Below are 20101 nucleotides of genomic sequence, written 5' to 3' on the forward strand. Positions count from 1 at the left end.
AAGAAAAAGCGCAGCTCCCCGCTTATTGAAGTAAAGCAGTTAGCAAATAAGTGAGGAGCTATAATACAGTCACAAATGAAGCATCCGTTTGGTTAATATATTAATTTTTCAAAACCAGTGCTTTGGATATTGTCTTGTTTGAAATAAGTTATTATAGATCATCGATATAAAAACTAATAATAAGGTACCTATTACAATTGAAATCAGGAATCCCCAACCAGCTTGAGAATTAATAGAAACAAGGGCACTTGCCGCTGCGGGGGGATGAACAGTCTTTGTGCAAGTCATTATAATCAATACAATAGCCAATGTTAGACCGATAATGAGCAGGCTTTTACCAAAGAAGCTCCAAATGATAAGAGCTGATGTAGTAGAGATAATATGTCCTCCAATAACATTGCGTGGTTGAGACAAGAGACTTTTATGCGCACCAAAAACAATAACACAGCTAGCCCCAAGAGGAGCTAATGCCATAGGGTATCCTAAATGGAAAGCTATAAAACTAATAATGATAATAGCAATGAGTCCACCTATAGCTGAAACAAAGGAATCCATATAATCTATTCTGTCTTTTTCCCTAGCTTCGCCCTTCATTTTCTTTAAGTATGCTGTTAAACCTATGTTTTGTTGATTGCTCCAACTTTTTTCAAGACTTTTTTCTAATTCCATAATTTATGTTTTCCTCGCGTTTTCTAAATAAGTCGACAAGTCGACAGGGTTTTTTATATTGTTATCTTACAGGAAAACAATGAATTTTAAAATATATATCTTAATTTTCATTTTTTGTTTTCCATAAAACAGTTAACAACTTCCCTTATATCTGTAAGCATTGCGCGAGTGTTCCTAGTACTTTGTTAATTCATTAAGGCTTTACCGATAATAAAGAGTATAGATTAGTATCAAAAGAAACATCATTTTGGTACATATAATCTCTCAATATCCCTTCTTTTTTGAAGCCTAAATTTGTCAGCAACTTATTGGATGCTTTATTTTCAATAAAAACAATTGCTCCAATACGCGTTAAGTCAAGCTCTATAAAACCATAGGAAATCACTTTACTGACAGCTTCTGTTGCATAACCTTTGCCCCAATAATTTGGGAAAAGTGCATAGCTCAGTTCTGCTCTCTTATGTTCATGGAACCATTCTTGAAATCCAATCGTTCCAATAATGCCATCCGTTCCTTTCAATTCAATTCCCCATTTAATACCACGTTTTTCAACAAAATTCTTTGGAAAATTCGTAATGATTTGCTTCACCTGATCTATATTTGTTAATGGAGGTTGCCCATAATATCGTAATACATCTGGATTGGAAAAACATTTTTTTAAATCCAGTGCATCCCCTTCAGCCAATTCTCTCAAGACCAATCGTTTTGTCTCTAATATTGGAAACATTTTTCCACTCCCTTTGCTAAAACTATATCTATATCGTTCCAGAGGCACACCTCGTTAACACCGTACGTACTACCCTGACATATATCAGACTTCCATTTTTAAAAAAGGTCAGCCAGGTATACACCGGCTAACCTTATGATTAACGCATCCCTTAGCTTTATAAAAACTTACCTGTTTCATTTATTAGGATTTGCCACTATGCTCCAGTTTCATGGCGATATTTCCCTTCTTGTGTCCTTCCTCTACATATTTATGGGCTTGAACTATTTCTTCAAACTCATAATATCTGTCAATGACCACTACTAACTTCCCCGCTTCAACAAGTTTTTTGAGGAAGTTTAGAGCTTCGGGAGTTTCAGGTGAATTTTGACTCAATATCAGCTTCTTGCCTGTTGTCAATTTAGTCCATAGCATTCGTACACCGGGTAACGGCTTGGCAACATTTAGATAAGTTCCGTCCTTCTTCTTCGATTTTATACAAGCGTAGGTCTCACCGCGTTTACAATAGCTTACTCGCCTTCATTTATCTTCATGCCTCTAATAAGAACTTCAGCCACTTCAGGACGTGTAAACTCAAGTGGCGGGACAAGGCCGTTCCGGAGCATTTCCCTGACTTTGGTCCCACTTAATATAAACCTATCTTCATCTTTGTGGGGACATGTTTTCAGGGAAGCCATATTCAAACATTTTTTGCAGTAAAAGCTATGTTCATAGAATAGAGGTTTAATGCCAATTTTCAGCGGATCAAACTGGCTAAAAATTTCATGGGCATCATATGTCCCATAATAGTTGCCTACACCCGCATGATCTCGGCCGACAATGAAATGCGTGCACCCATAATTCTTTCGGACAATTGCATGAAATACTGCTTCCCTGGGCCCAGCATAGCGCATTGCTGCTGGGTATATGGCAAGTAAAACCCTATCCATTGGATAGTAGCCTTTTAGTAAGGCTTGATAGCTTTCCATCCGAACATCCGCAGGTATATCATCTTTTTTCGTTTCACCGACAAGAGGATGCAATAATAGTCCATCAACGGTTTCCAATGCAGTTTTTTGCAAGTATTCATGTGCACGGTGTACTGGGTTTCTCGTTTGAAAACCGACAACAGTATTCCAACCTAAATCCGTGAACATCTTTCTCGTTTCGGAAGGGCTCATATGAAATTCCCCGAATGGCTCATGCGATGACCTATTTATTAAATAAATTGGTCCCGCAACATAGATATCCCCTTGTCCAAACAGCTTTTTAACCCCAGGGTGATTGGGATCGTCTGTTTTGTATACGAGTTTTGCTTCCTCCAGTTTATCGTATTCAAACGTTTCTTCCACCTGTATGATACCAGCAAGTTCTCCGTCATCACTGTATAAAGCGACCTCATCGCCGATGTTCAGCCGGTTTGCCTCTTCCTTCGTGACAGGAAGAGTGATCGGTATCGTCCATGGCAAGCCATTTGCCAGATGCATATCTTTAATGACACTTCGGTAATCTTCTTTTCCCATGAATCCTATAAGCGGGCTGAACGCTCCGTTTGAAATCATTTCCAGATCGGAAACATTCCATTTCGAGATGGTCAGGGACGATAAGGATTTACACTTTTCCAAGTATTCCACACGGTCATTTCTTGATATTTCACGTTGAATCAGTTTCCCGCCATGTGGATCGATACTGGTTCTTTGAACCTTCATTTATAACCCCTCAATCATTTGATTTGGTTTGTTTCATATTCTTTTATTCTAATTCGGCCAAGTCGATGTTAAAGACCATTGTCCTTTAAATAATTCATGACCTGCTGCACACATTCTTCAATGGTGTATTGACTGGTTTCAATTAGTACCTCCGGATTTTCCGGTTCTTCATATGGAGCCGAAACGCCTGTGAATGAGGTGATTTCCCCACTTCTAGCTTTCTTGTACAATCCTTTGGGATCCCGTTTTTCGCAGGCTTCGATGGGACACTTTACATAAATCTCAATAAACTCATCCTGTTGTACTTTTTTTCTTACTTCCTCCCTGTCACTCGCATAAGGCGAAATGAAAGTGGCCAACACCACTATTCCGCTATCCACAAATAGTTTGGAGACTTCTCCGATTCGCCTTATATTCTCTTTACGGTCACCAGAGCTGAAACCAAGGTCTTCATTTAATCCATTCCGTAGATTGTCTCCATCTAAAATATATGTCGAAATTCCCATCGCATGCAGTCTTCCCTCGACCATGTTGGCAATGGTGGACTTACCTGACCCTGATAAACCAGTAAACCAAAGAATATAGCTTTTATGTCCGTGCTGAGCTTGCCTTAGCTCTTTCGTAATGGAAAAAGAATGTTGATGGATATTCTCTTGTTTACTCACACTATCTCCCCTTTAATTTTTATGGAGCCCCTTTTTGTTGTTCCGGATGACAAATACCAAAGAACCTGCCCATCCGATCAATATCAGCATATATATAACGGGGACCCAATGATCCTGAAGAGACCATGTGCCAAGCAGCGTTCGAGCATTCGTCAAAATGATAAAACCCCCGACAAGGACTCCCAATAAATAAGATGGCAATTTCGTAACGATCCATGCAGCAATCGGAGCAGCAATAATCCCCCCTACCATCAGGGAGGTTACCCAAAACCAGTTCACTTCCTGCCAACCTAATGCAATGAGAAACCCCAAGGTTGCGGAAACAGCAATTGCAAACTCACTAGTGTCAACTGTACCGACCACTTTTCTGGCAGGAACACCGTCTTGGGATAATAGGACTGGAGTTGTGATAGGACCCCAACCGCCCCCACCCGTTGCATCTGCGAAGCCCGCTATCAATCCCAAGGTGATCGATTTTTTTCTTGAAAGATCAATTGATTTCTTTTCACTTTTTGTCTTAGACGTTTTTAAAAAGCGGAAAAGGACATACACACCAAGAATCAGCAGAAATATCGAAATGTATGGCTTTATCAGATCACCAGGTAAGTTACTTAAAAAGCACGCTCCTGCAAATGCCCCGATAGATCCAGGTATGATTAATTTGTAAAGTGCCTGGCGGTCGACATTCCCGAACTTCATATGTGAAATGCCTGATGCGGCGGTCGTCACGACTTCTGATAGATGAACGGATGCAGAGGCCACTGCCGGTGCGATTCCGAATGTCAGCAACATCGATGTGGATGTAACCCCATATGCCATGCCTAATGAACCATCGATCAGCTGAGCCAGAAATCCGATAAACGCAAATATAATGAGTTTTCTCATTTTCTCCTCCTACAAAGCATTCCTTTTTTATATCGTACCTGTTGTCCCTTGTACTGTATCAACCAATGCACTTACGCTCGTCCACTGTCGATTAACGCAATGAAGCCCTTCCTGACAAAAGCTTTAATTCGTGACAGTCCCCTATTATTAAGGAAAATGAATGATTTCTATAAGATATGCAATGAGCTTTATGTATGTTATAGACTCATATAAAAATTAGGAAATTTCATTTGGCCACCCTCGAGGACCCGTGATGAAAGTCAAGCCCTTTCAACAACTAAAGGAGGTCCCTATTTATAAAAACAGGGACCTCCTTTACATCTTGCTCACCTATTGTTGTTTCCTAAGTTCATTTACCAATAATTTTTTCATTTTGGCATGATGTCGATTAACCACCAGCCTATTTTCCCTTTTGATGCAGCCTTCATGCTTTTTAGAGCCCATTTCTGTATGAATCCTATATAGTAATAGCGGTTGAGGCACAAAGAGAAACTTGAAATTTTGCAAGATCCGCAACCATAAATCATAATCGTGTGTATATAGAAGCGACTCATCAAATATTCCAATTAGCTCAAATACCTTCCTGTGAATCATGACCGAGCAGCCATTAATAATATTTCCTCTGATCATTGCTTTAATAAGTTCAAGCTGATTAGGTGGGTATATCCCTATAATCGGAGTAATGATTTCGCCATTATCATCAATGCAGTAATAACTAGTATAACTGAATCGTGCATCTTCCCTTACCATTGCTTCCAACTGGATCTCTGTCTTCTCAGGGTAAAAGATATCATCTGAACTAAGCCAGCATACATAATCGCCTGTTGCATTTTTGATGCCGGTATTCAATGCACTGGCCGTTCCCCCATTTTCCTTTTTGATATATGTTATTTTATCTAGAAACGGATCGATTCTTTCTGAATATAATGTAGAGCCATCATTGACTACGATAATCTCAATATTTTTGTAGGTTTGGTTGAACAAGCTCTCCAAAGCTTTATCGATATATGGACAATTATAGAATGGAACAACAATCGATACTTTAGACATTTATGAACCGCCTTTCAATTGATTACCATGTATTTCGTGAGCATCAGGGCTATCCGTTTTATAAAAAAAACCATTTTTCATATTAATATTTATTTCACACTAATTAAGATATGAATCATTCCCAATCGAGTCATCCCAAATTAAAACGGCTATAAATCCAATTTGTGAATCATACGTATATTACATAGCTCTTTGTCACATCCGTTCAAAATGGATGATTTGTGCTAACTTTTGTTTTGAAAGGTAAAGTCCAACCTAAATATGAGATCTGTTGCTCCATTATTTTTAAGGAGGGGAATAATGAATATATTGTTTGTTTTTTATGTTCCAAGTGGTGGAGTGGAAACATTAAATCGGCAACGATTTGCCGCACTAAAAGAATACGGTATCGATGCTCATTATCTATATTATGATAACAGAAGGAATTTCTTGAATGACCACAGTGCCCCAACTTTTATTACGAACGATGATGCTGAAATTCAAAAAATATTGGAAAAGGGAGATTATTCCGCTATCGTGGTCGTTTCAGATTTCAAAACTTTACCGAGATTCAGGTCCATGGGGTATAAAGGAAAAATGATTATCGAAATCCAGGGTTACGGTCCAAAACATGTGGCAAGATCGGCTCTTTCAAATGCAATCCCAGATGTCAATGCCCATGCAGATGGATTCCTTAACCCAAAGACTCCTCATATCATGCAATTATTAGATGAACTTTACCCAACGTTCCCAAAGTTCAGTTTTAATAATTGCTTTGATACAAGTCAATTCTGCTACAAACCAACACCTTTAGATGGCTATAGAAAAGTGGCTTGGATAGGAAGGATCGAAGATAATAAAAATTGGAGTGAATTCCTGAAGATCGGTTATCAACTAATTAACAATCATAATCCGAAAATACAATTACTTATGTTCGAAGATCCCACCTTAAGTGACCCTAACGAAAGAGATAAATTCAATAAATTAATAAAACGGTTAAATTTAAGCTCAAAGCTTACTTTGCATTCAAATGTCCCAAATTCCCAAATGGCTGATTTTTTCTCTGAAATTGGGGATTCCGGAGGCTTTTTATGCTCCACTTCAAAAGTTGAAGGTGCCCCTTACGCACTCCTTGAAGCGATGAGTTGCAGATGCCCTGTGCTGACGACGGATTCAGATGGGGTAAGGAGCTCAATCATTCATAATCGAACGGGAAAGTTTTACTCTTTAGGAAATATCGATAATGCAGTCAGAGAGGCAAAGGAATTAATGAATAACCAGACACTAAGGGAAAGCATCCGGTCAAATGCCCTTGAGCACGTCAAAACTCATTTTAGTCCTGATTTGTATGCACAAAACTTCATCAATATGCTGGAGTCATTAGGAATAGATTCCAAGTGAAAAGAAACCGCCGGAATTTTTTCATTCCGGCGGTTTCTTAATTGACTATCATATTAGGAACTAGTTTGAGGCGCTTTGTTCCATTTTGAAATTTTCCAATTGCTTTTGCTCGTCTACTGTAAGTGATTGAAGTTTTTCGTAAAGAAGTTTTTTGGCAAAATCATATAATTCCAAATCCAATGCGTTATATTTTCTAATCAAGTTTATTAAGTCCGATGGCACTTCTTTTTTGGCCAAGCGATTTTTAGTAATATTTTTTCTTGTATAATGGATATCCCCCCAGGCATATTCCTTTTTCAGGCAAAAAAGTGTTTCATTGAACAACTCAGTGACTCCCACCACAGAAAATGAATTTAGGTTTTCCTTGGCTTTTTCAATGTCAGGGATCTCCTGGCTGCCGCATACCATCAATGTTTGTAAATTGGGTGCTTCAGGCCCTTTGACTACAAACTCCTCTAAGGTCATGTCTTTAACCATTTCATAGCCAGGATAATCCTTCAAAAAATAATAGGAAGAAATGACACGGTCTACCGGGTCACGTAACATCGTAAAATAATTGAATGGCCGTGAAAACTCCTGATGTATCCCATAGAAATAATGACCTGTAATCGCTTTGATATTCCTCTTTTCCGCTTCCGTTAATTCATCCATTTTCATCATCTTCATTTCAAAAGAGTCATGATCAAATATTTCGTTAAGCTTGTATTGTTTTTTAAATATTTCATTTAAAGTCGTTCCACCAGTTTTGGGGATATGCATAAATATATCGAGAAGACCTTCAGACATAATGATTCCTCCATTCTAGTTATAAAAATCGTGCACTATAAGTTCTTTAAATTTTTTTTGAGAATGGGCCGGTAATGGGTTTCAATCGTAAGAATATCTTTTAACATCTCAGGTTGGAATCTGCTTGTACCCGATTCTTCATGTATTCTGAACTTCGTTAAGACTTCATCCAAATAATACATTTTATAACCATTTACCAATAAACGAAGCCACATTTCATAATCATGGGTATAACGATGATATGGATTGAAGTAACCAACCGCCTCGAATACATCTTTCTTCAAAACGACAGTACAGCCATTCACGGCATTACGAAGTAAAAAAGCATGGTACACTCCGTTTTCAATATCTGAAAAGCGTTCGCCGGTCCAAGATAGAATGACTTCATCATTTTTGTCTATACTATCAAAATTCGTAAAACTCACCTTTGCATTATGTTCGAGCATAAACGAAATTTGCAGTGACACCTTTTCAGGAAGAAAATAATCATCCGAGCTTAACCATGCGATATATTCTCCCGTAGCAGCATGTATCCCATGATTCAATGCAGTAGCAGTTCCCCCGTTCTCTTTTCTTAAATAACGGATTTGTTCCAAGAACGGCTCGATTTTTTCAGTATAAATTGTCGATCCATCGTCGACGACAATGACCTCTACATTCTTATATGTTTGATCAAGCGCACTTTGAATGGCGTGATCTATATAGGGACAATTATAAAATGGAATAATGATTGATACTTTCGGCTCCATTGCCTACCCTCCTGAAGAATTTATAGCGTATTTTTCCGACTGCCTACAATTGATTTATCACTTTTCCTTTAATTCACGATGAAAGGCAAGGATGTCCATTAAAGATGATTCAAGTGGGATATTAGGCTTCCATCCTAAATTCACTAGCTTAATAGGATCGATTGCCGCTTTATTTTCGATTAAATCATTTCGTTTTGAATTGACCTTGATATCACCTGTCGTTACCGACCTATAGCCTTCTATGATTTCTTCTAAAGAACGATTATTACCTGAAGCAACATCATACGTTTCTCCAGACTGCCCCTTTCTCAAAAGAAAATCATATGCTCTCACTGCATCTCTTACATCCAGAAAATCACGTTGGTCATTCGGATTATCGACTTCAAGGACCATTTCCATTCCCTTCCTTTCCATATCTGCAATTTTTTTCGCAAATATGGAACATACCCCATTTGAAAATCCAGGTCCAATTAGATTGGCTGGTTTTGCAATGATGATGTCCATGTCATATAAAACCGCCCATGATTGTGCTATAAGTACTTGAAGTGTTTTACTTAAACTATAAGGATGTGGAATGGAAGAGATCGACCCAGGATCAATTTGAAGAGCTGAGCCAACTATCACCATTTTACAGGTTGGACTTTCTTTGCGAATTGCATCAATTAAATATGCAGTGGACATGGTATTTGCCTCCAGAGTCGATACAGGTTCCGACCATGACTCCCCAACATGGTTTTGTCCGGCTAAATGAAGAAGGTACTGAGGTTTGGTCCTTTTGATAAGGTTCTTTACATCGGTTTCATTTGTCAGGTCACAGCATTCTGCATGTATCCTACCTTCGAAATTCATCTTTTTTCTTGAAACCGCCGTAATATCAAATCCTGATTTCAGGAAGTGTGCGCATGCATGCCTGCCTGTAAACCCACTAGCCCCTGTGATCATTAATTTTCCTTGTTGATTCATTGATTTCTCATCCAATCATTATTGATGTTAATAACCGCTTTAATCGACTCAAGGTTATCCAAATATTCATTGATAAAAGGATTCCGGATATAATGGTATTTTCCTGACACACTGGGTCAGCATGAACAATCGCTCGTAACACATCAAAACGTTATTGTTCTATAAATCACCATTAGCAGCTATTTACAAATCCATAGTAATCATAAACACAGTCTCTTATTACACTATGTTTAAACCCCTCTATTGCTATGGGCTGTTCTCACATCTACCGTCAAAAGGGCTTTCACTTAAGGATGAACAATATCTTAAATGCTGAACTTTTTTTGAGCTGAAAATTGTGGGAATATTCGTTTCCATATATAAGGATATTTTGGAAGTGGATTTTTCAGGAGGGTTGTACATAATGGGTCAATATGCTGCGACAGGAAAATGCCAAACATATTTTTAGATGAAAATATTCATATTATGAATAACTTGTCTATACAAAAACCTTCTCAAATTAATATGTTAGAGTATTCCAATAAAAGAGGTGTTATAATTTGGGAAAATTTTTAGATGCACAAACTTCACAGAATGCCAGTTATCGTGACTCCATCTCGATACCGGTCACCACTACACCTGCACTCTTCGGCTCATTGGGCCTAAACACTACTGGTGCAGGACCGAATATCAGGGTCGAATTCACTTTCACCGCAACTCTTAGCTCTCTAGCTGCCATATTAACTCCCGTCAACATTGAAATTTATAGAGGGACAGGCGTAGGACGCGTACTGGTTTATTCAGCACAACTAACATTACCCGTTGCAGGTTTAGGTGTTGCCTCCGAAACGATCATCACCCTAGCAGGAGCGGACTTCAATCCACCATCCCCTAATAACTTTTTAGTATATCAATCGTTCATAAGTATACCTGGCGGAATTGTCATCGCACCGACTCGTACTGGCCCAGAAAGCTTTTTCGCAGCTGCATTTTCCAACTAAATACTTCTAAGGGCAATGACGAATATTAGATTTACCTTGTTTATAATGGTGGCGAGTGCTTCTTGATTGGACAAGTACTCGTTTTTTCATGAAATGAAATTCAAAAATATGGGAATCCCTTAAATAAGCTACATAAACCCATGTGATTCGTCTATAGCATCATTTTTTCCCCGAATAGTTATAAAGAGATAACTTAAAATGGCGTATCAAAAGCATGATAAGGGGAGATTACCGTGAAAATATTACTTGCCACTTTTTGGGTAACACCACATATTGGCGGTGTATGGAACTATATGCAGCAATTAAAGGAAAAGCTTGAAACTCTTGGTCATGAGGTCGATTTCCTAAGCTATGGTGAAAACCATGAATATGTTCATATCATTAACGAAAATCGTAGAATAGATATGGATTCACTGCCTCAAGAAGTATTAATGGAACAACAAGATTCATCCCTCCATAGTGATCCAGTGATTGCTTATTATGCCTCAAAGTGTGATTTTTTTCAGTTTGCCGCTAATAATTTAGGATTGGAAAAATATGATGTCATTCATACACAAGATATATTTTCGACCGTCTGCATTAACCGGATACGAACCGAAAAAACTGCTCTGGTCGCTACCCTTCATGGTTGTGTCGCTCACGAGCTAAGGAGCGCGTACTACAGCTCCAATACGCAAAAGAAAAGCTATGCAAAACAAGGTTGTGATTATTTTAACCGACTCGAATATGAAGGTGCGACCTCGGCTGACTATACGATCGTAGCCAATGAATGGATGAGAAATATTTTAACGGATGAATTTCAAGTGCCGAAAGAGCAACTTAGCGTTTTTCACTATGGATATGATATCGAATCCTTCTTGAAGCGAATGAACGAAAAAACCGAGATCCAACGCCCAAATGATAAGAAAGTGATTATCTATACTGGTCGCCTGAATGAGTTTAAAGGAGTACATCATTTGATAAGCGCACTCAAGGAATTAAAAAAGACTAGAAGTGATTGGGTTTGCTGGATTGTTGGGGATGGTCCCAAAGAATTGGAGTTGAAAAACAAAAGCAAAGCGGAGGGATTGGAAAGTGATGTGATTTTTATGGGAAGGCGGGATGATGTTCCTTTTTTGTTATCTCTTTCGGATATCTTCGTTCTTCCAACATTGATGGAAAATCAGCCGTTGTCTGTAATTGAAGCACAAATCACCGGAAAAGCTGTCATTGCCAGTGATGTAGGAGGAGTACCAGAAATCATCGAACATGGAATTACAGGTGTATTATCACCTGCGGGGGATGAACAGATGTTAACCATGCATATCAATTATTTATTAGAGAATGAGTCCTATATGAAAACCCTTGGTTTAAATGCCCAAAAATGGGGGCTGGAACATTGGTCACCCGATAAAGCCGTCCAAAAGGTGCTAGGTGTATATGAAAACGCACTTTGCAAAAAGAGAAATAAATGATGTCTACAAGAAAGGTGCTAACCACTTATTGCGTCAGCACTTTTTTTCATTTTCCTTTCTTTTTTGGCAATGCTAGGTACCTGTTTAAGACATTTTTGAACGTATTACATACAATACTAAAAACATATAAGAGGAGTATGATGCATGAAGGCTATCGTGACAGGAGGGGCTGGGTTCATCGGTTCCCATCTCGTTGAAGAACTTATCTTAAATGGTGCCGAGGTACATGTATTGGATAACATGATATCCGGACACAAAGAATATGTACATCCAAATGCCATCATCCATACTGAAGATATATGCAGTGAGGCAGCTGTCCAAATCATCGCGAGGGAAAAGCCGGATGTCGTTTTCCATTTGGCAGCACAAGCTGATGTGAGCCGTTCCATACTTGAACCCCAATATGATGCTGATGTGAACATTAATGGAACAATTAATATTCTTCGGGCTTGTCATGAATCTTCTGTAAGTAAACTGATCTTTTCCTCCACCTCAGGAGTTTATGGCAATTTACAGAAAGAACTGATTTCCGAAGACGACCCGACAGGCCCCATTTCTTATTATGGATTATCAAAACTGACTGCCGAATCATATATCCGCCTGTTTCATCAGTTATATGGGCTCCCCTATACGATTCTTCGTTATGGAAACGTTTATGGGCCGAGACAAACAGCAAAAGGCGAAGGCGGAGTCGTCGCAGTCTTTTTGGAAAAACTCAAAAAAGGGATGCCTTTAAGCATTCACGGTGATGGTGAACAAACTCGTGATTTTATATATGTGAAAGATATAGTGCATGCTAACATCGCTTCGGTGAATCGTGGTAATCAAGAAACGATCCAGGTCAGCACTGCACAGAAAACATCAGTAAATCAACTATTGGAAATGCTAGCACAAATTCATGGTTCAAAAGTGAGTACACTCCATTCAGCCGCAAGAACAGGAGATATCAAACACAGCTGCCTCGATAACAGGAAAGCACGGCAATCGCTGAATTGGTATCCAAAGACTGATATTTTCAAAGGGTTATCCGAAACCTATTCCTTCTCGAGTAAGAAGTAGTTAAAATGATATCCCCCATGCTCCCCTTTAAGACCACTACCACATCTTGTATGGATCTCTACCTTTACACCTCATACCGCTGCTACATTCAAAATTAAAGACGCACTAAAAAGGGTTACGTTTTCAATCTATCATTTCTCCCGAAAACCCAAATTTTCGGGAGAATATCAGTGGTCATTTTTAGGATCGTTTATAAAAAGGGTGCCATCGAAAACGATGTTTTTTTAAAATCCTTCGTATAGTATTCATAAGTTGAACAATTTCTAAAGCATTACTCTATTTATCAACTAAAATGGTAGCGCTTTCATAAAAATTTCACCTTTACACTCAAAAACTCAACGACTTTCGCCACTTATATTCCCCTCGGGTTTATATAATATCAACTTTACATTTTTGTTTTAAAGAAAAAGACCCCTCGGATAGTTAACTTTTTCATCAAAGCGATGCGAAGTTTCCTACACGAAGAGATTTTTACATAACATGACCATTTTCAGCCTGAACGAAATCTAGTTTTTTGGTCACGAATGGATTAAACCATTCAACCAATCGACTTGTTTTCTTCATTTTTCCTCATCCAATCTCTTAATTCCACCAGCATTTCTTCGTAAGTAGGCAGTTTGTATTGAAAATCATTTCTTGTATTTTTAATGGTTCGATCTAAATTAATAAATGAATCAGGAATGATTTCCACATCGGTTTTCTTGAAGATTTGCTGTATCAATGTCAATAAGGCCGCTTTTGAGATCTTTTCATCTGAGCCAAGATGATATAACCCAGTAATGTTCTTTTGGATCATCGTGTCCAGTGCCTTAGCCAGCTCGAGAGTCGTTACACCATTCCATAGCACTTTTTCGTATCCTTTTATTTCTCCCTTTTGCTTCATGAACCAAAGAAATAAACCAATTCCATTTTCTTTTAGCTCCGGGCCGATTATGGAGGTTCGTATAGTCAAATGTTTTTCACTAATGATTTCACCCAAATGTTTTGATTGGCCATAAATTGTGGAGCTGTCGGGTACATCATTCTCAGTATAATCACCTTTTGACCCTGAAAATACACAATCTGTACTGATATGAATCAATTTTCCATTATTGCGTTCAGTCAATTTAACAAGCTGATGGGGAAAAACACTATTAACCTGAAAAGCGAGTTTCGTATTATCACTAGCATGCTCATTTAAAATGCCGATACAATTAATCGTAATGTCAGGTTTAACTTTATCCATGATTTCCTCTAGACTCGTTACATCGGTTACATCCAGATATAGTCCCTTATTATCATTCGGATCCCTTGACGTATAGGTCACCTGATACTTCGGGTCCTGTGTGAAATACTCCTTTATTACATGGCCTGCCATCCCTTGTCCACCAAGGACTAATACCTTCATGTTAAATAAAGCCCCCGTTCTTTAACATTTCCTCGATCTGGGCTTTATCCATAAGTCCTGTGCCAGAGTTATAGTCTTCTAAACTAACCGGCTGGTATTTAGAATAATGTTCTTTTATCCCATCTATGTGAATGGCCGGCAATATGACATAATACTCATCGTCATAGGCAATCGCTGTTGTGCTTTCATATTCTGAAAGCAGGATCTCATGGAGTTTTTCACCAGGACGGATGCCCAGGACATCTACACCTACATTTGTTTTCCCGGATGTTTCTATCAACACTTCAGCTAAGTCAATAATTTTACAGGAAGGCATTTTCATCACGAATATTTCTCCGCCGACACTTTCAAAAGTAGCCTTGAATACCAATTTTATCGCTTCTTGAATGGTTAGAAAGAACCTTGTCATATTCAAGTCCGTTATCCCGATTTTCCCCTTTTCCTTGATTTGCTTTTTGAATACATGAATGACGCTTCCATTCGTACCCATGACATTTCCTCCGCGGATACATACGAATCTAGTTTTCGTGTTTAATGTATTAGCGTGTATGATCAGTCTTTCCGCCATTGCTTTTGATAGACCATAAAAATTGGATGGATTCGAAGCCTTGTCGGTAGATATATTCACAACAGAATGCACATTACAGCTTATAGCTGCCTCTATTACATTCTGTGTTCCGATTACATTCGTCTTTAATGCTTCAATGGGCTGATCTTCACAAACAGGAACATGCTTTAATGCAGCCAAGTGGAAAATATAATCAACACCTTGGCAAGCTTCCAATAAAGCTTCCTTCTCTTTTATGTCTCCGATAATAAAATGCAATTTCGGATTATTATCAAACTCTTGTTTCATTGTGAATTGATTGGATTCATTTCTTGAGAAAATTCGTATTTCACGCGGTTCAAAATCCAGTAGTTGCCTTACCAATTCATATCCCCATGAGCCTGTACCGCCCGTTACCAAAATTGTTCGATTCTTAATCAATTTCATGGCCTCCCAGTATTATTTTAAGCACTTTATCTGAAACGTTTTTATGGTCGTAGCCTTCTGGAAAGGTCCAGTCTTTTTGCTGGTTAACCATAATCTTCACACAATTGACGATTTGTTCAGCATTAATTCCCGATAACATATTGCTGCCTGACTCAATTGTTTCAGGCCTTTCCGTAGTTTTTCGTATCGTAACCGCAGGAACATGGAACAAGCAACATTCCTCTTGGACGGTTCCGCTATCGGTCAGCACACAAAAAGCGCTTTTTTCAAGCTTAACGAAGTCGAAGAAACCAAATGGCTCATGGAATTCAATTAGTGGATGTACATCTAAATTGGGACTGAGTTCAATGCGAGATTTTGTCCGGGGATGTAAGCTGCATATGATTCTTTTTTGATAGGTTTCGGCAACCAAATTAATGCCTTTCATAATTTCCGCCAAACGGTCTTCATAATCAACATTTTCGGCTCGATGGGCAGTTACGAGGAAATAATCCTCCTTTTTCAAATTCATTTTGTCCAAAATTCCACTTTGCTCGATCTCATTGTTGTAATGATTCAAAACTTCGTAAATAGGGTTTCCCGATAAATATATCCTTTTGCTGGGGATACCTTCTTTCAGAAGATTCTCTTTACTTTGAGGAGTGTAAGGTAAATTCAAGCTTGATACAGCATCAATGATCTTTCGATTTTTCTCCTCAGGCACTTCCAGGTCAAAGCAACGGTTTCCTGCTTCCATATGAATGACGGGTATTCCCAGTCTTTCTGCTAAGATGGAGCTGAGCCCGGAGTTCGTATCCCCCAACACTAATACTTTGTCTGGCTTTTCTTTTAATAGGATTGTCTCTAAATTCTTAAAGATCGCCGATAACTGTTCGCCGAGTGTTTTCTGTTGATTCAGCAAGACGTAATCGGGTTTCCTTACCTGTAACTGTTGGAAGAATATTTCGCTTAAGGATGTAGTGAAATTTTGTCCGGTGTGTACTAGAATATGTGAATCGGCATACTGATCCAATTTCTTTATAATGAGACTTAATCTGATGATTTCAGGTCGAGTCCCTAAGATGGTCATTACTTTCACGATTTGCACTCCTTACTCTTTTCTGGTATATGGCCTCTCCTTCTACCCTTTATTGTATGCACTGCCAATCCTATTGTTATAGGCTAACCTATTAGATTTCGGTCTATTTAAAACATATAACCGCGTTTATAGACAGCACTTCCAACTCGGGCCAAGACCCGTTTATAGACTTTTAAAAAAAAGACAGGAATGACTCCAAGTCTTTTTTGGTAGAACATCTGCCTTAGTACACTGAAGCATTATCATCCTTATTAGGTAAATGTTTCATCCATTTTTCAAAACCTTGTTTGTTACCCTATGGAATTATGGGAAATCATTCTGAATTGAATTCCACTCCAATCTATTAAAAATGCTATATGTCCTTATGGGGACATATAGCATTTTTATCATTTTTGGAATTGTAATTGATGCAGATTGGCAAAAATGCCCCCCTGCTCAAGTAAGTCATCGTGACCGCCCTCTTCAGCAATTCCTTCTTCCGTAACAACCACGATCTTGTCAGCATTTCGAATGGTTGCCAATCGGTGTGCGATAATTAACGTAGTTCTGTTTTCAGCTAGTTCTGTAAGAGCCTGCTGAATTATTCTTTCCGTCTCAGTATCGAGTGCAGAGGTTGCCTCATCGAGAATTAATATTGGCGGATTCTTCAAAAACATCCTCGCTATTGCAATTCGTTGTTTTTGTCCTCCAGATAATTTCAAGCCACGTTCACCTATTTGAGTTTCATAGCCTTCTGGAAGTCCTTCAATGAAAGTCTCCAAATGGGCTTTCCTTGCAGCATCTTGAATTTGTTCATCCGATGCTCCAAGCATTCCGTACGCAATGTTCTCTTTTACTGTTCCTGTGAAAAGAAACACGTCTTGCTGGACTATGCCAATTTGTGAGCGCAATGATTTTTTCGTCATCTCACGAATATCAATTCCATCAATGGATATTGAACCGGCCTTAACATCATAAAATCTTGGGATCAATGAACATATGGTCGTTTTCCCAGCTCCCGAAGGCCCGACAAAAGCAATGGTCTCACCAGCCTTAATTGTAAGATCAATACCTTTTAAAACTGGCTTTTTGTCTTCATAGTTAAAAGAAACGTCTTTAAAGGAAATATCGCCTAAAAGGGTGGTTACCTCTATTGCATCCTTTTTATCGACGACATCTGGCGCTACATCCAGAAGTTCCGTAAAACGCTTAAAGCCGGCCATCCCTTTTGGATAGAGTTCCATCAACGCACTGATTTTGTCGATCGGCTTAAACAATACGTTAACATATAAGACGAATGCAACCAGTTCACCATAAGAGAGCTGCCCATGAAATGTTAGCCAAGCACCAAGCACCAACACGGCAAGGGTCATAAACCTCGTCATCATGTATATGCCCGATAAGCTAAAGGACATAACCTTATATCCAAGAAGTTTCGCTTTACGGAATCGGCGATTATTAGTAGCAAATCTTTTCATTTCATATGTTTCATTAGTAAAGGATTGTACAACCCTCACTCCTGAGACGCTATCTTCCACACGGGCATTTACATCCGCAACTTCTGTATACATTTTCTTCCAGGCTTTATTCATCTTTAAATTACTTATGACAATTAATAAAACGAGGAACGGTAAAATACAAACCGATACGAGTGCCAGTTTCACATTGATTGTCAACATAATCCAAAATGCGCCTATAAAAGTCATGAAGGCAATGAATAAATCTTCGGGACCATGGTGAGCAAGTTCCCCAATATCGAAAAGGTCATTGGTTATGCGGCTCATGATATGGCCGGTTTTCGTGTTATCAAAAAAACGAAAAGATTGTTTCTGCACATGCTCAAATAATTCTTCACGCATATCAGTCTCGATATTGATACCCAATTTGTGCCCCCAATACCCTACGATGAACTGTAAGAAGGTACTAATGATATAAAGGAGGAACAAACCGGCACTTACCGAAACAATTGCAGACCAGTCATCGCCAGGCAGCAGTGTATCTATGAACCACTGAACAGCTAGCGGAAATGCAAGTTCTAGTACAGCAACGACCACTGCACTGAAGAAGTCAATAATGAATAACCGCTTATGCGGCAGGTAATATGAAGCAAAACGTCGAATCATCAAATTTTTCTCCTTTTTTACATATATTAAGGAGTATAATTCCATATTCAATATTCAGCAAGCATTTGAGAACCCCCTTGTTCATATTATGGTAAAATCATCTATATAAAACAGGCCAACCCGGCTCATGCAATCTAGTAAATTAAGGAGTGAATCCAGTGTAAAAATTATAACCATTCTAAATATCCATGAACTTTATTTTCGCAAAAGGATGGTATATATGAAAAACTCATCTTTTCGATACCTTTGGATCGGTCAGTCGTTTGCAAATCTAGGTGATATATTTTATGTAGTCGGGTTGATTTCATTATTATATACTTTGACGGGATCTGCTTTTTATTTGAGCTTGCTTCCGTTCACTACAACGATTTTTCGGTTTATCAGCAGTTTACTCTCCCCCCTTATTATCGACAGGTTTCCTTTAAAAAGAATCCTTGTACAATCTCAATGGTGGAAGTTCATCTTACTCGTTGGCCTAGGAATCTATATAACAAATTTCAATCATGGTTTTGCTGTTGTCGTCATTTGCTTCATTGCCTCCATTTCATTATTGGATGGAGTCGCTGCCCCGGTCAGCGCAGCTTTGGTTCCTCAATTAGTTCCGAAAGAAGAACGGATGAAAGCAAATGGTTTCTTGAATATGATCACCCAGACCATCTTTGTAGCAGGATGGCCACTAGGTTCCGTCTTATTGATAAGTACCAACAGCAGTTTCATCATTTGGCTTACGGTCATGCTTTTTGCCGTTTCAACGATCTATACAATGAAAATAGAAGTCTCAGAACGAACGACCGACTCTGTTGTTCCGTCAAACTGGGGTTCGATTAAATCCGGATGGGTTTCGATTCGACAAATCCCAACTATCCGTACACTCATTTCCATTGATTTTATAACTACTTTGGCTTCAAGCGTGTGGATGGCTGCCGTTATATATGTATATGTTGAACAGAACCTGGAACTAGGTGAGGAGTGGTGGGGATATATTAACACAAGCTACTTTGTCGGCATGATATTCAGTGGATTGATCGTCATCCGTTTTGCCAAGTTACTAGAAAAATATATAGGGTTCTTCATCACTTTCGGGATATTTCTCAGTTCAATGCTAACCCTGCTTTTTGGAACTACCAGTATTCCTGCTTTGGCTTTACTGCTGGCATGCCTGTACGGTATCCCGGAACAAATCCGGGAAGTGATCTACACCAAGCTATTCCAAGACCATGCTTCTGAAAAGACTCTTGCAAAAATTCATGCAGTTTGGGGAGCAGTCATCAATCTTACATTTGCCGGCTCTGTCTTACTATTAGGCTATATAACGGAAACATACAGTGTAAAAACAACGTTCCAATTTTCTTCCACCCTGATATTCCTTGCCTTTCTTTATGCAATTTTTAAAAAGAAAGACTTACAGGGAAAAAAACATGAGCATTCGATACCAAATCAGTCATAATATTCCTGGATGATGCATTCCATTCGGTTAACCGTTAA

General features: G+C 38.7%; 18 protein-coding genes and 1 pseudogene. 5 read left to right on the forward strand and 14 right to left on the reverse strand.

Going from position 1 to position 20101, the window contains the following annotated elements; genetic code table 11:
- Positions 1 to 108: 108 nt before the first annotated feature.
- The 7 genes and pseudogenes from ACYP5M_RS05010 to ACYP5M_RS05040 form a co-directional block, all read right to left on the reverse strand.
- Positions 109 to 669, reverse strand: a complete 561-nt coding sequence (locus ACYP5M_RS05010) for an HPP family protein (protein ID WP_260357799.1) — start codon at positions 667 to 669, stop codon at positions 109 to 111.
- A gap of 193 nt (positions 670 to 862) precedes the next feature.
- Positions 863 to 1396, reverse strand: a complete 534-nt coding sequence (locus ACYP5M_RS05015) for a GNAT family N-acetyltransferase (RefSeq protein ID WP_459734739.1) — start codon at positions 1394 to 1396, stop codon at positions 863 to 865.
- Between the two features lie 183 nt (positions 1397 to 1579).
- Positions 1580 to 1876, reverse strand: a pseudogene (locus ACYP5M_RS05020) (zinc-binding dehydrogenase); the annotation flags it as partial.
- 29 nt (positions 1877 to 1905) lie between these two features.
- Complete coding sequence (gene sat / locus ACYP5M_RS05025) at positions 1906 to 3084, reverse strand: sulfate adenylyltransferase (RefSeq protein WP_459734740.1); 1179 nt, start codon at positions 3082 to 3084, stop codon at positions 1906 to 1908.
- A gap of 68 nt (positions 3085 to 3152) precedes the next feature.
- A complete protein-coding gene (gene cysC, locus ACYP5M_RS05030; protein WP_101225071.1) occupies positions 3153 to 3749 on the reverse strand; it encodes an adenylyl-sulfate kinase in 597 nt (198 codons plus the stop codon).
- A 12-nt stretch (positions 3750 to 3761) separates the two neighbouring features.
- Positions 3762 to 4634 (reverse strand): sulfite exporter TauE/SafE family protein, encoded by an 873-nt coding sequence (locus ACYP5M_RS05035; protein WP_434167069.1) that lies wholly within the window; start codon positions 4632 to 4634, stop codon positions 3762 to 3764.
- A 330-nt stretch (positions 4635 to 4964) separates the two neighbouring features.
- On the reverse strand, positions 4965 to 5684 hold the full coding sequence (locus ACYP5M_RS05040) for a glycosyltransferase family 2 protein (protein WP_434167070.1): 720 nt from the start codon (positions 5682 to 5684) through the stop codon (positions 4965 to 4967).
- 300 nt (positions 5685 to 5984) lie between these two features.
- On the opposite strand from ACYP5M_RS05040, the gene ACYP5M_RS05045 reads away from it, so the two are divergent.
- Complete coding sequence (locus ACYP5M_RS05045; protein ID WP_434167071.1) at positions 5985 to 7064, forward strand: glycosyltransferase family 4 protein; 1080 nt, start codon at positions 5985 to 5987, stop codon at positions 7062 to 7064.
- 60 nt (positions 7065 to 7124) lie between these two features.
- Here ACYP5M_RS05045 and ACYP5M_RS05050 read toward each other — a convergent pair whose 3' ends face one another.
- Genes ACYP5M_RS05050 through ACYP5M_RS05060 form a run of 3 tightly spaced genes read right to left on the reverse strand, consistent with a single transcriptional unit; the run spans position 7125 to position 9562 of the window.
- Positions 7125 to 7850: a sulfotransferase family 2 domain-containing protein gene (locus ACYP5M_RS05050; RefSeq protein ID WP_459734741.1), complete on the reverse strand. Its 726-nt coding sequence runs from the start codon at positions 7848 to 7850 to the stop codon at positions 7125 to 7127.
- 35 nt (positions 7851 to 7885) lie between these two features.
- Positions 7886 to 8599, reverse strand: coding sequence for a glycosyltransferase family 2 protein (locus ACYP5M_RS05055; RefSeq protein WP_459734742.1), 714 nt, complete (start codon positions 8597 to 8599; stop codon positions 7886 to 7888).
- Between the two features lie 57 nt (positions 8600 to 8656).
- On the reverse strand, positions 8657 to 9562 hold the full coding sequence (locus tag ACYP5M_RS05060) for an NAD-dependent epimerase/dehydratase family protein (protein ID WP_434167073.1): 906 nt from the start codon (positions 9560 to 9562) through the stop codon (positions 8657 to 8659).
- Positions 9563 to 10101: 539 nt separating this feature from the next.
- Here ACYP5M_RS05060 and ACYP5M_RS05065 point away from each other — a divergent pair.
- The 3 genes from ACYP5M_RS05065 (at position 10102) to ACYP5M_RS05075 (ending at position 13055) form a co-directional block, all read left to right on the forward strand.
- Positions 10102 to 10542 carry a hypothetical protein gene (locus ACYP5M_RS05065; RefSeq protein ID WP_101225078.1) on the forward strand — a complete coding sequence of 147 codons (441 nt, stop codon included), beginning with the start codon at positions 10102 to 10104 and terminating at the stop codon, positions 10540 to 10542.
- Positions 10543 to 10775: 233 nt separating this feature from the next.
- Positions 10776 to 11996, forward strand: coding sequence for a glycosyltransferase family 4 protein (locus tag ACYP5M_RS05070; RefSeq protein WP_459734743.1), 1221 nt, complete (start codon positions 10776 to 10778; stop codon positions 11994 to 11996).
- A 144-nt stretch (positions 11997 to 12140) separates the two neighbouring features.
- A complete protein-coding gene (locus ACYP5M_RS05075; protein ID WP_101225080.1) occupies positions 12141 to 13055 on the forward strand; it encodes an NAD-dependent epimerase/dehydratase family protein in 915 nt (304 codons plus the stop codon).
- A gap of 538 nt (positions 13056 to 13593) precedes the next feature.
- Here ACYP5M_RS05075 and ACYP5M_RS05080 read toward each other — a convergent pair.
- From ACYP5M_RS05080 to ACYP5M_RS05095, 4 genes are all read right to left on the reverse strand, one after another.
- The gene (locus ACYP5M_RS05080; RefSeq protein ID WP_434167075.1) at positions 13594 to 14442 is read right to left on the reverse strand and encodes a dTDP-4-dehydrorhamnose reductase family protein; all 849 of its coding nucleotides are present in this window, start codon (positions 14440 to 14442) and stop codon (positions 13594 to 13596) included.
- 1 nt (position 14443) lies between these two features.
- Positions 14444 to 15430 (reverse strand): polysaccharide biosynthesis protein, encoded by a 987-nt coding sequence (locus tag ACYP5M_RS05085; RefSeq protein ID WP_434167076.1) that lies wholly within the window; start codon positions 15428 to 15430, stop codon positions 14444 to 14446.
- Positions 15423 to 16514: a non-hydrolyzing UDP-N-acetylglucosamine 2-epimerase gene (wecB, locus tag ACYP5M_RS05090; RefSeq protein WP_459734744.1), complete on the reverse strand. Its 1092-nt coding sequence runs from the start codon at positions 16512 to 16514 to the stop codon at positions 15423 to 15425. The genes ACYP5M_RS05085 and wecB overlap by 8 nt, the downstream gene beginning before the upstream one ends.
- A gap of 386 nt (positions 16515 to 16900) precedes the next feature.
- Positions 16901 to 18616, reverse strand: coding sequence for an ABC transporter ATP-binding protein (locus ACYP5M_RS05095; protein ID WP_101225321.1), 1716 nt, complete (start codon positions 18614 to 18616; stop codon positions 16901 to 16903).
- Positions 18617 to 18836: 220 nt separating this feature from the next.
- Here ACYP5M_RS05095 and ACYP5M_RS05100 point away from each other — a divergent pair, with 220 nt between their 5' ends.
- Positions 18837 to 20063, forward strand: coding sequence for an MFS transporter (locus ACYP5M_RS05100; protein WP_434167078.1), 1227 nt, complete (start codon positions 18837 to 18839; stop codon positions 20061 to 20063).
- Positions 20064 to 20101: the final 38 nt, after the last annotated feature.

This window comes from Peribacillus sp. N1 (assembly GCF_054600815.1).

Coding starts and splice junctions, on each gene's coding strand:
- ACYP5M_RS05010 (WP_260357799.1), bottom strand. CDS start 669: ATGGAATTAGAAAAAAGTCTTGAAAAAAGTTGGAGCAATCAACAAAAC.
- ACYP5M_RS05015 (WP_459734739.1), bottom strand. CDS start 1,396: ATGTTTCCAATATTAGAGACAAAACGATTGGTCTTGAGAGAATTGGCT.
- sat (WP_459734740.1), bottom strand. CDS start 3,084: ATGAAGGTTCAAAGAACCAGTATCGATCCACATGGCGGGAAACTGATT.
- ACYP5M_RS05035 (WP_434167069.1), bottom strand. CDS start 4,634: ATGAGAAAACTCATTATATTTGCGTTTATCGGATTTCTGGCTCAGCTG.
- ACYP5M_RS05040 (WP_434167070.1), bottom strand. CDS start 5,684: ATGTCTAAAGTATCGATTGTTGTTCCATTCTATAATTGTCCATATATC.
- ACYP5M_RS05045 (WP_434167071.1), top strand. CDS start 5,985: ATGAATATATTGTTTGTTTTTTATGTTCCAAGTGGTGGAGTGGAAACA.
- ACYP5M_RS05050 (WP_459734741.1), bottom strand. CDS start 7,850: ATGTCTGAAGGTCTTCTCGATATATTTATGCATATCCCCAAAACTGGT.
- ACYP5M_RS05055 (WP_459734742.1), bottom strand. CDS start 8,599: ATGGAGCCGAAAGTATCAATCATTATTCCATTTTATAATTGTCCCTAT.
- ACYP5M_RS05060 (WP_434167073.1), bottom strand. CDS start 9,562: ATGAATCAACAAGGAAAATTAATGATCACAGGGGCTAGTGGGTTTACA.
- ACYP5M_RS05075 (WP_101225080.1), top strand. CDS start 12,141: ATGAAGGCTATCGTGACAGGAGGGGCTGGGTTCATCGGTTCCCATCTC.
- ACYP5M_RS05080 (WP_434167075.1), bottom strand. CDS start 14,442: ATGAAGGTATTAGTCCTTGGTGGACAAGGGATGGCAGGCCATGTAATA.
- ACYP5M_RS05095 (WP_101225321.1), bottom strand. CDS start 18,616: ATGATTCGACGTTTTGCTTCATATTACCTGCCGCATAAGCGGTTATTC.
- ACYP5M_RS05100 (WP_434167078.1), top strand. CDS start 18,837: ATGAAAAACTCATCTTTTCGATACCTTTGGATCGGTCAGTCGTTTGCA.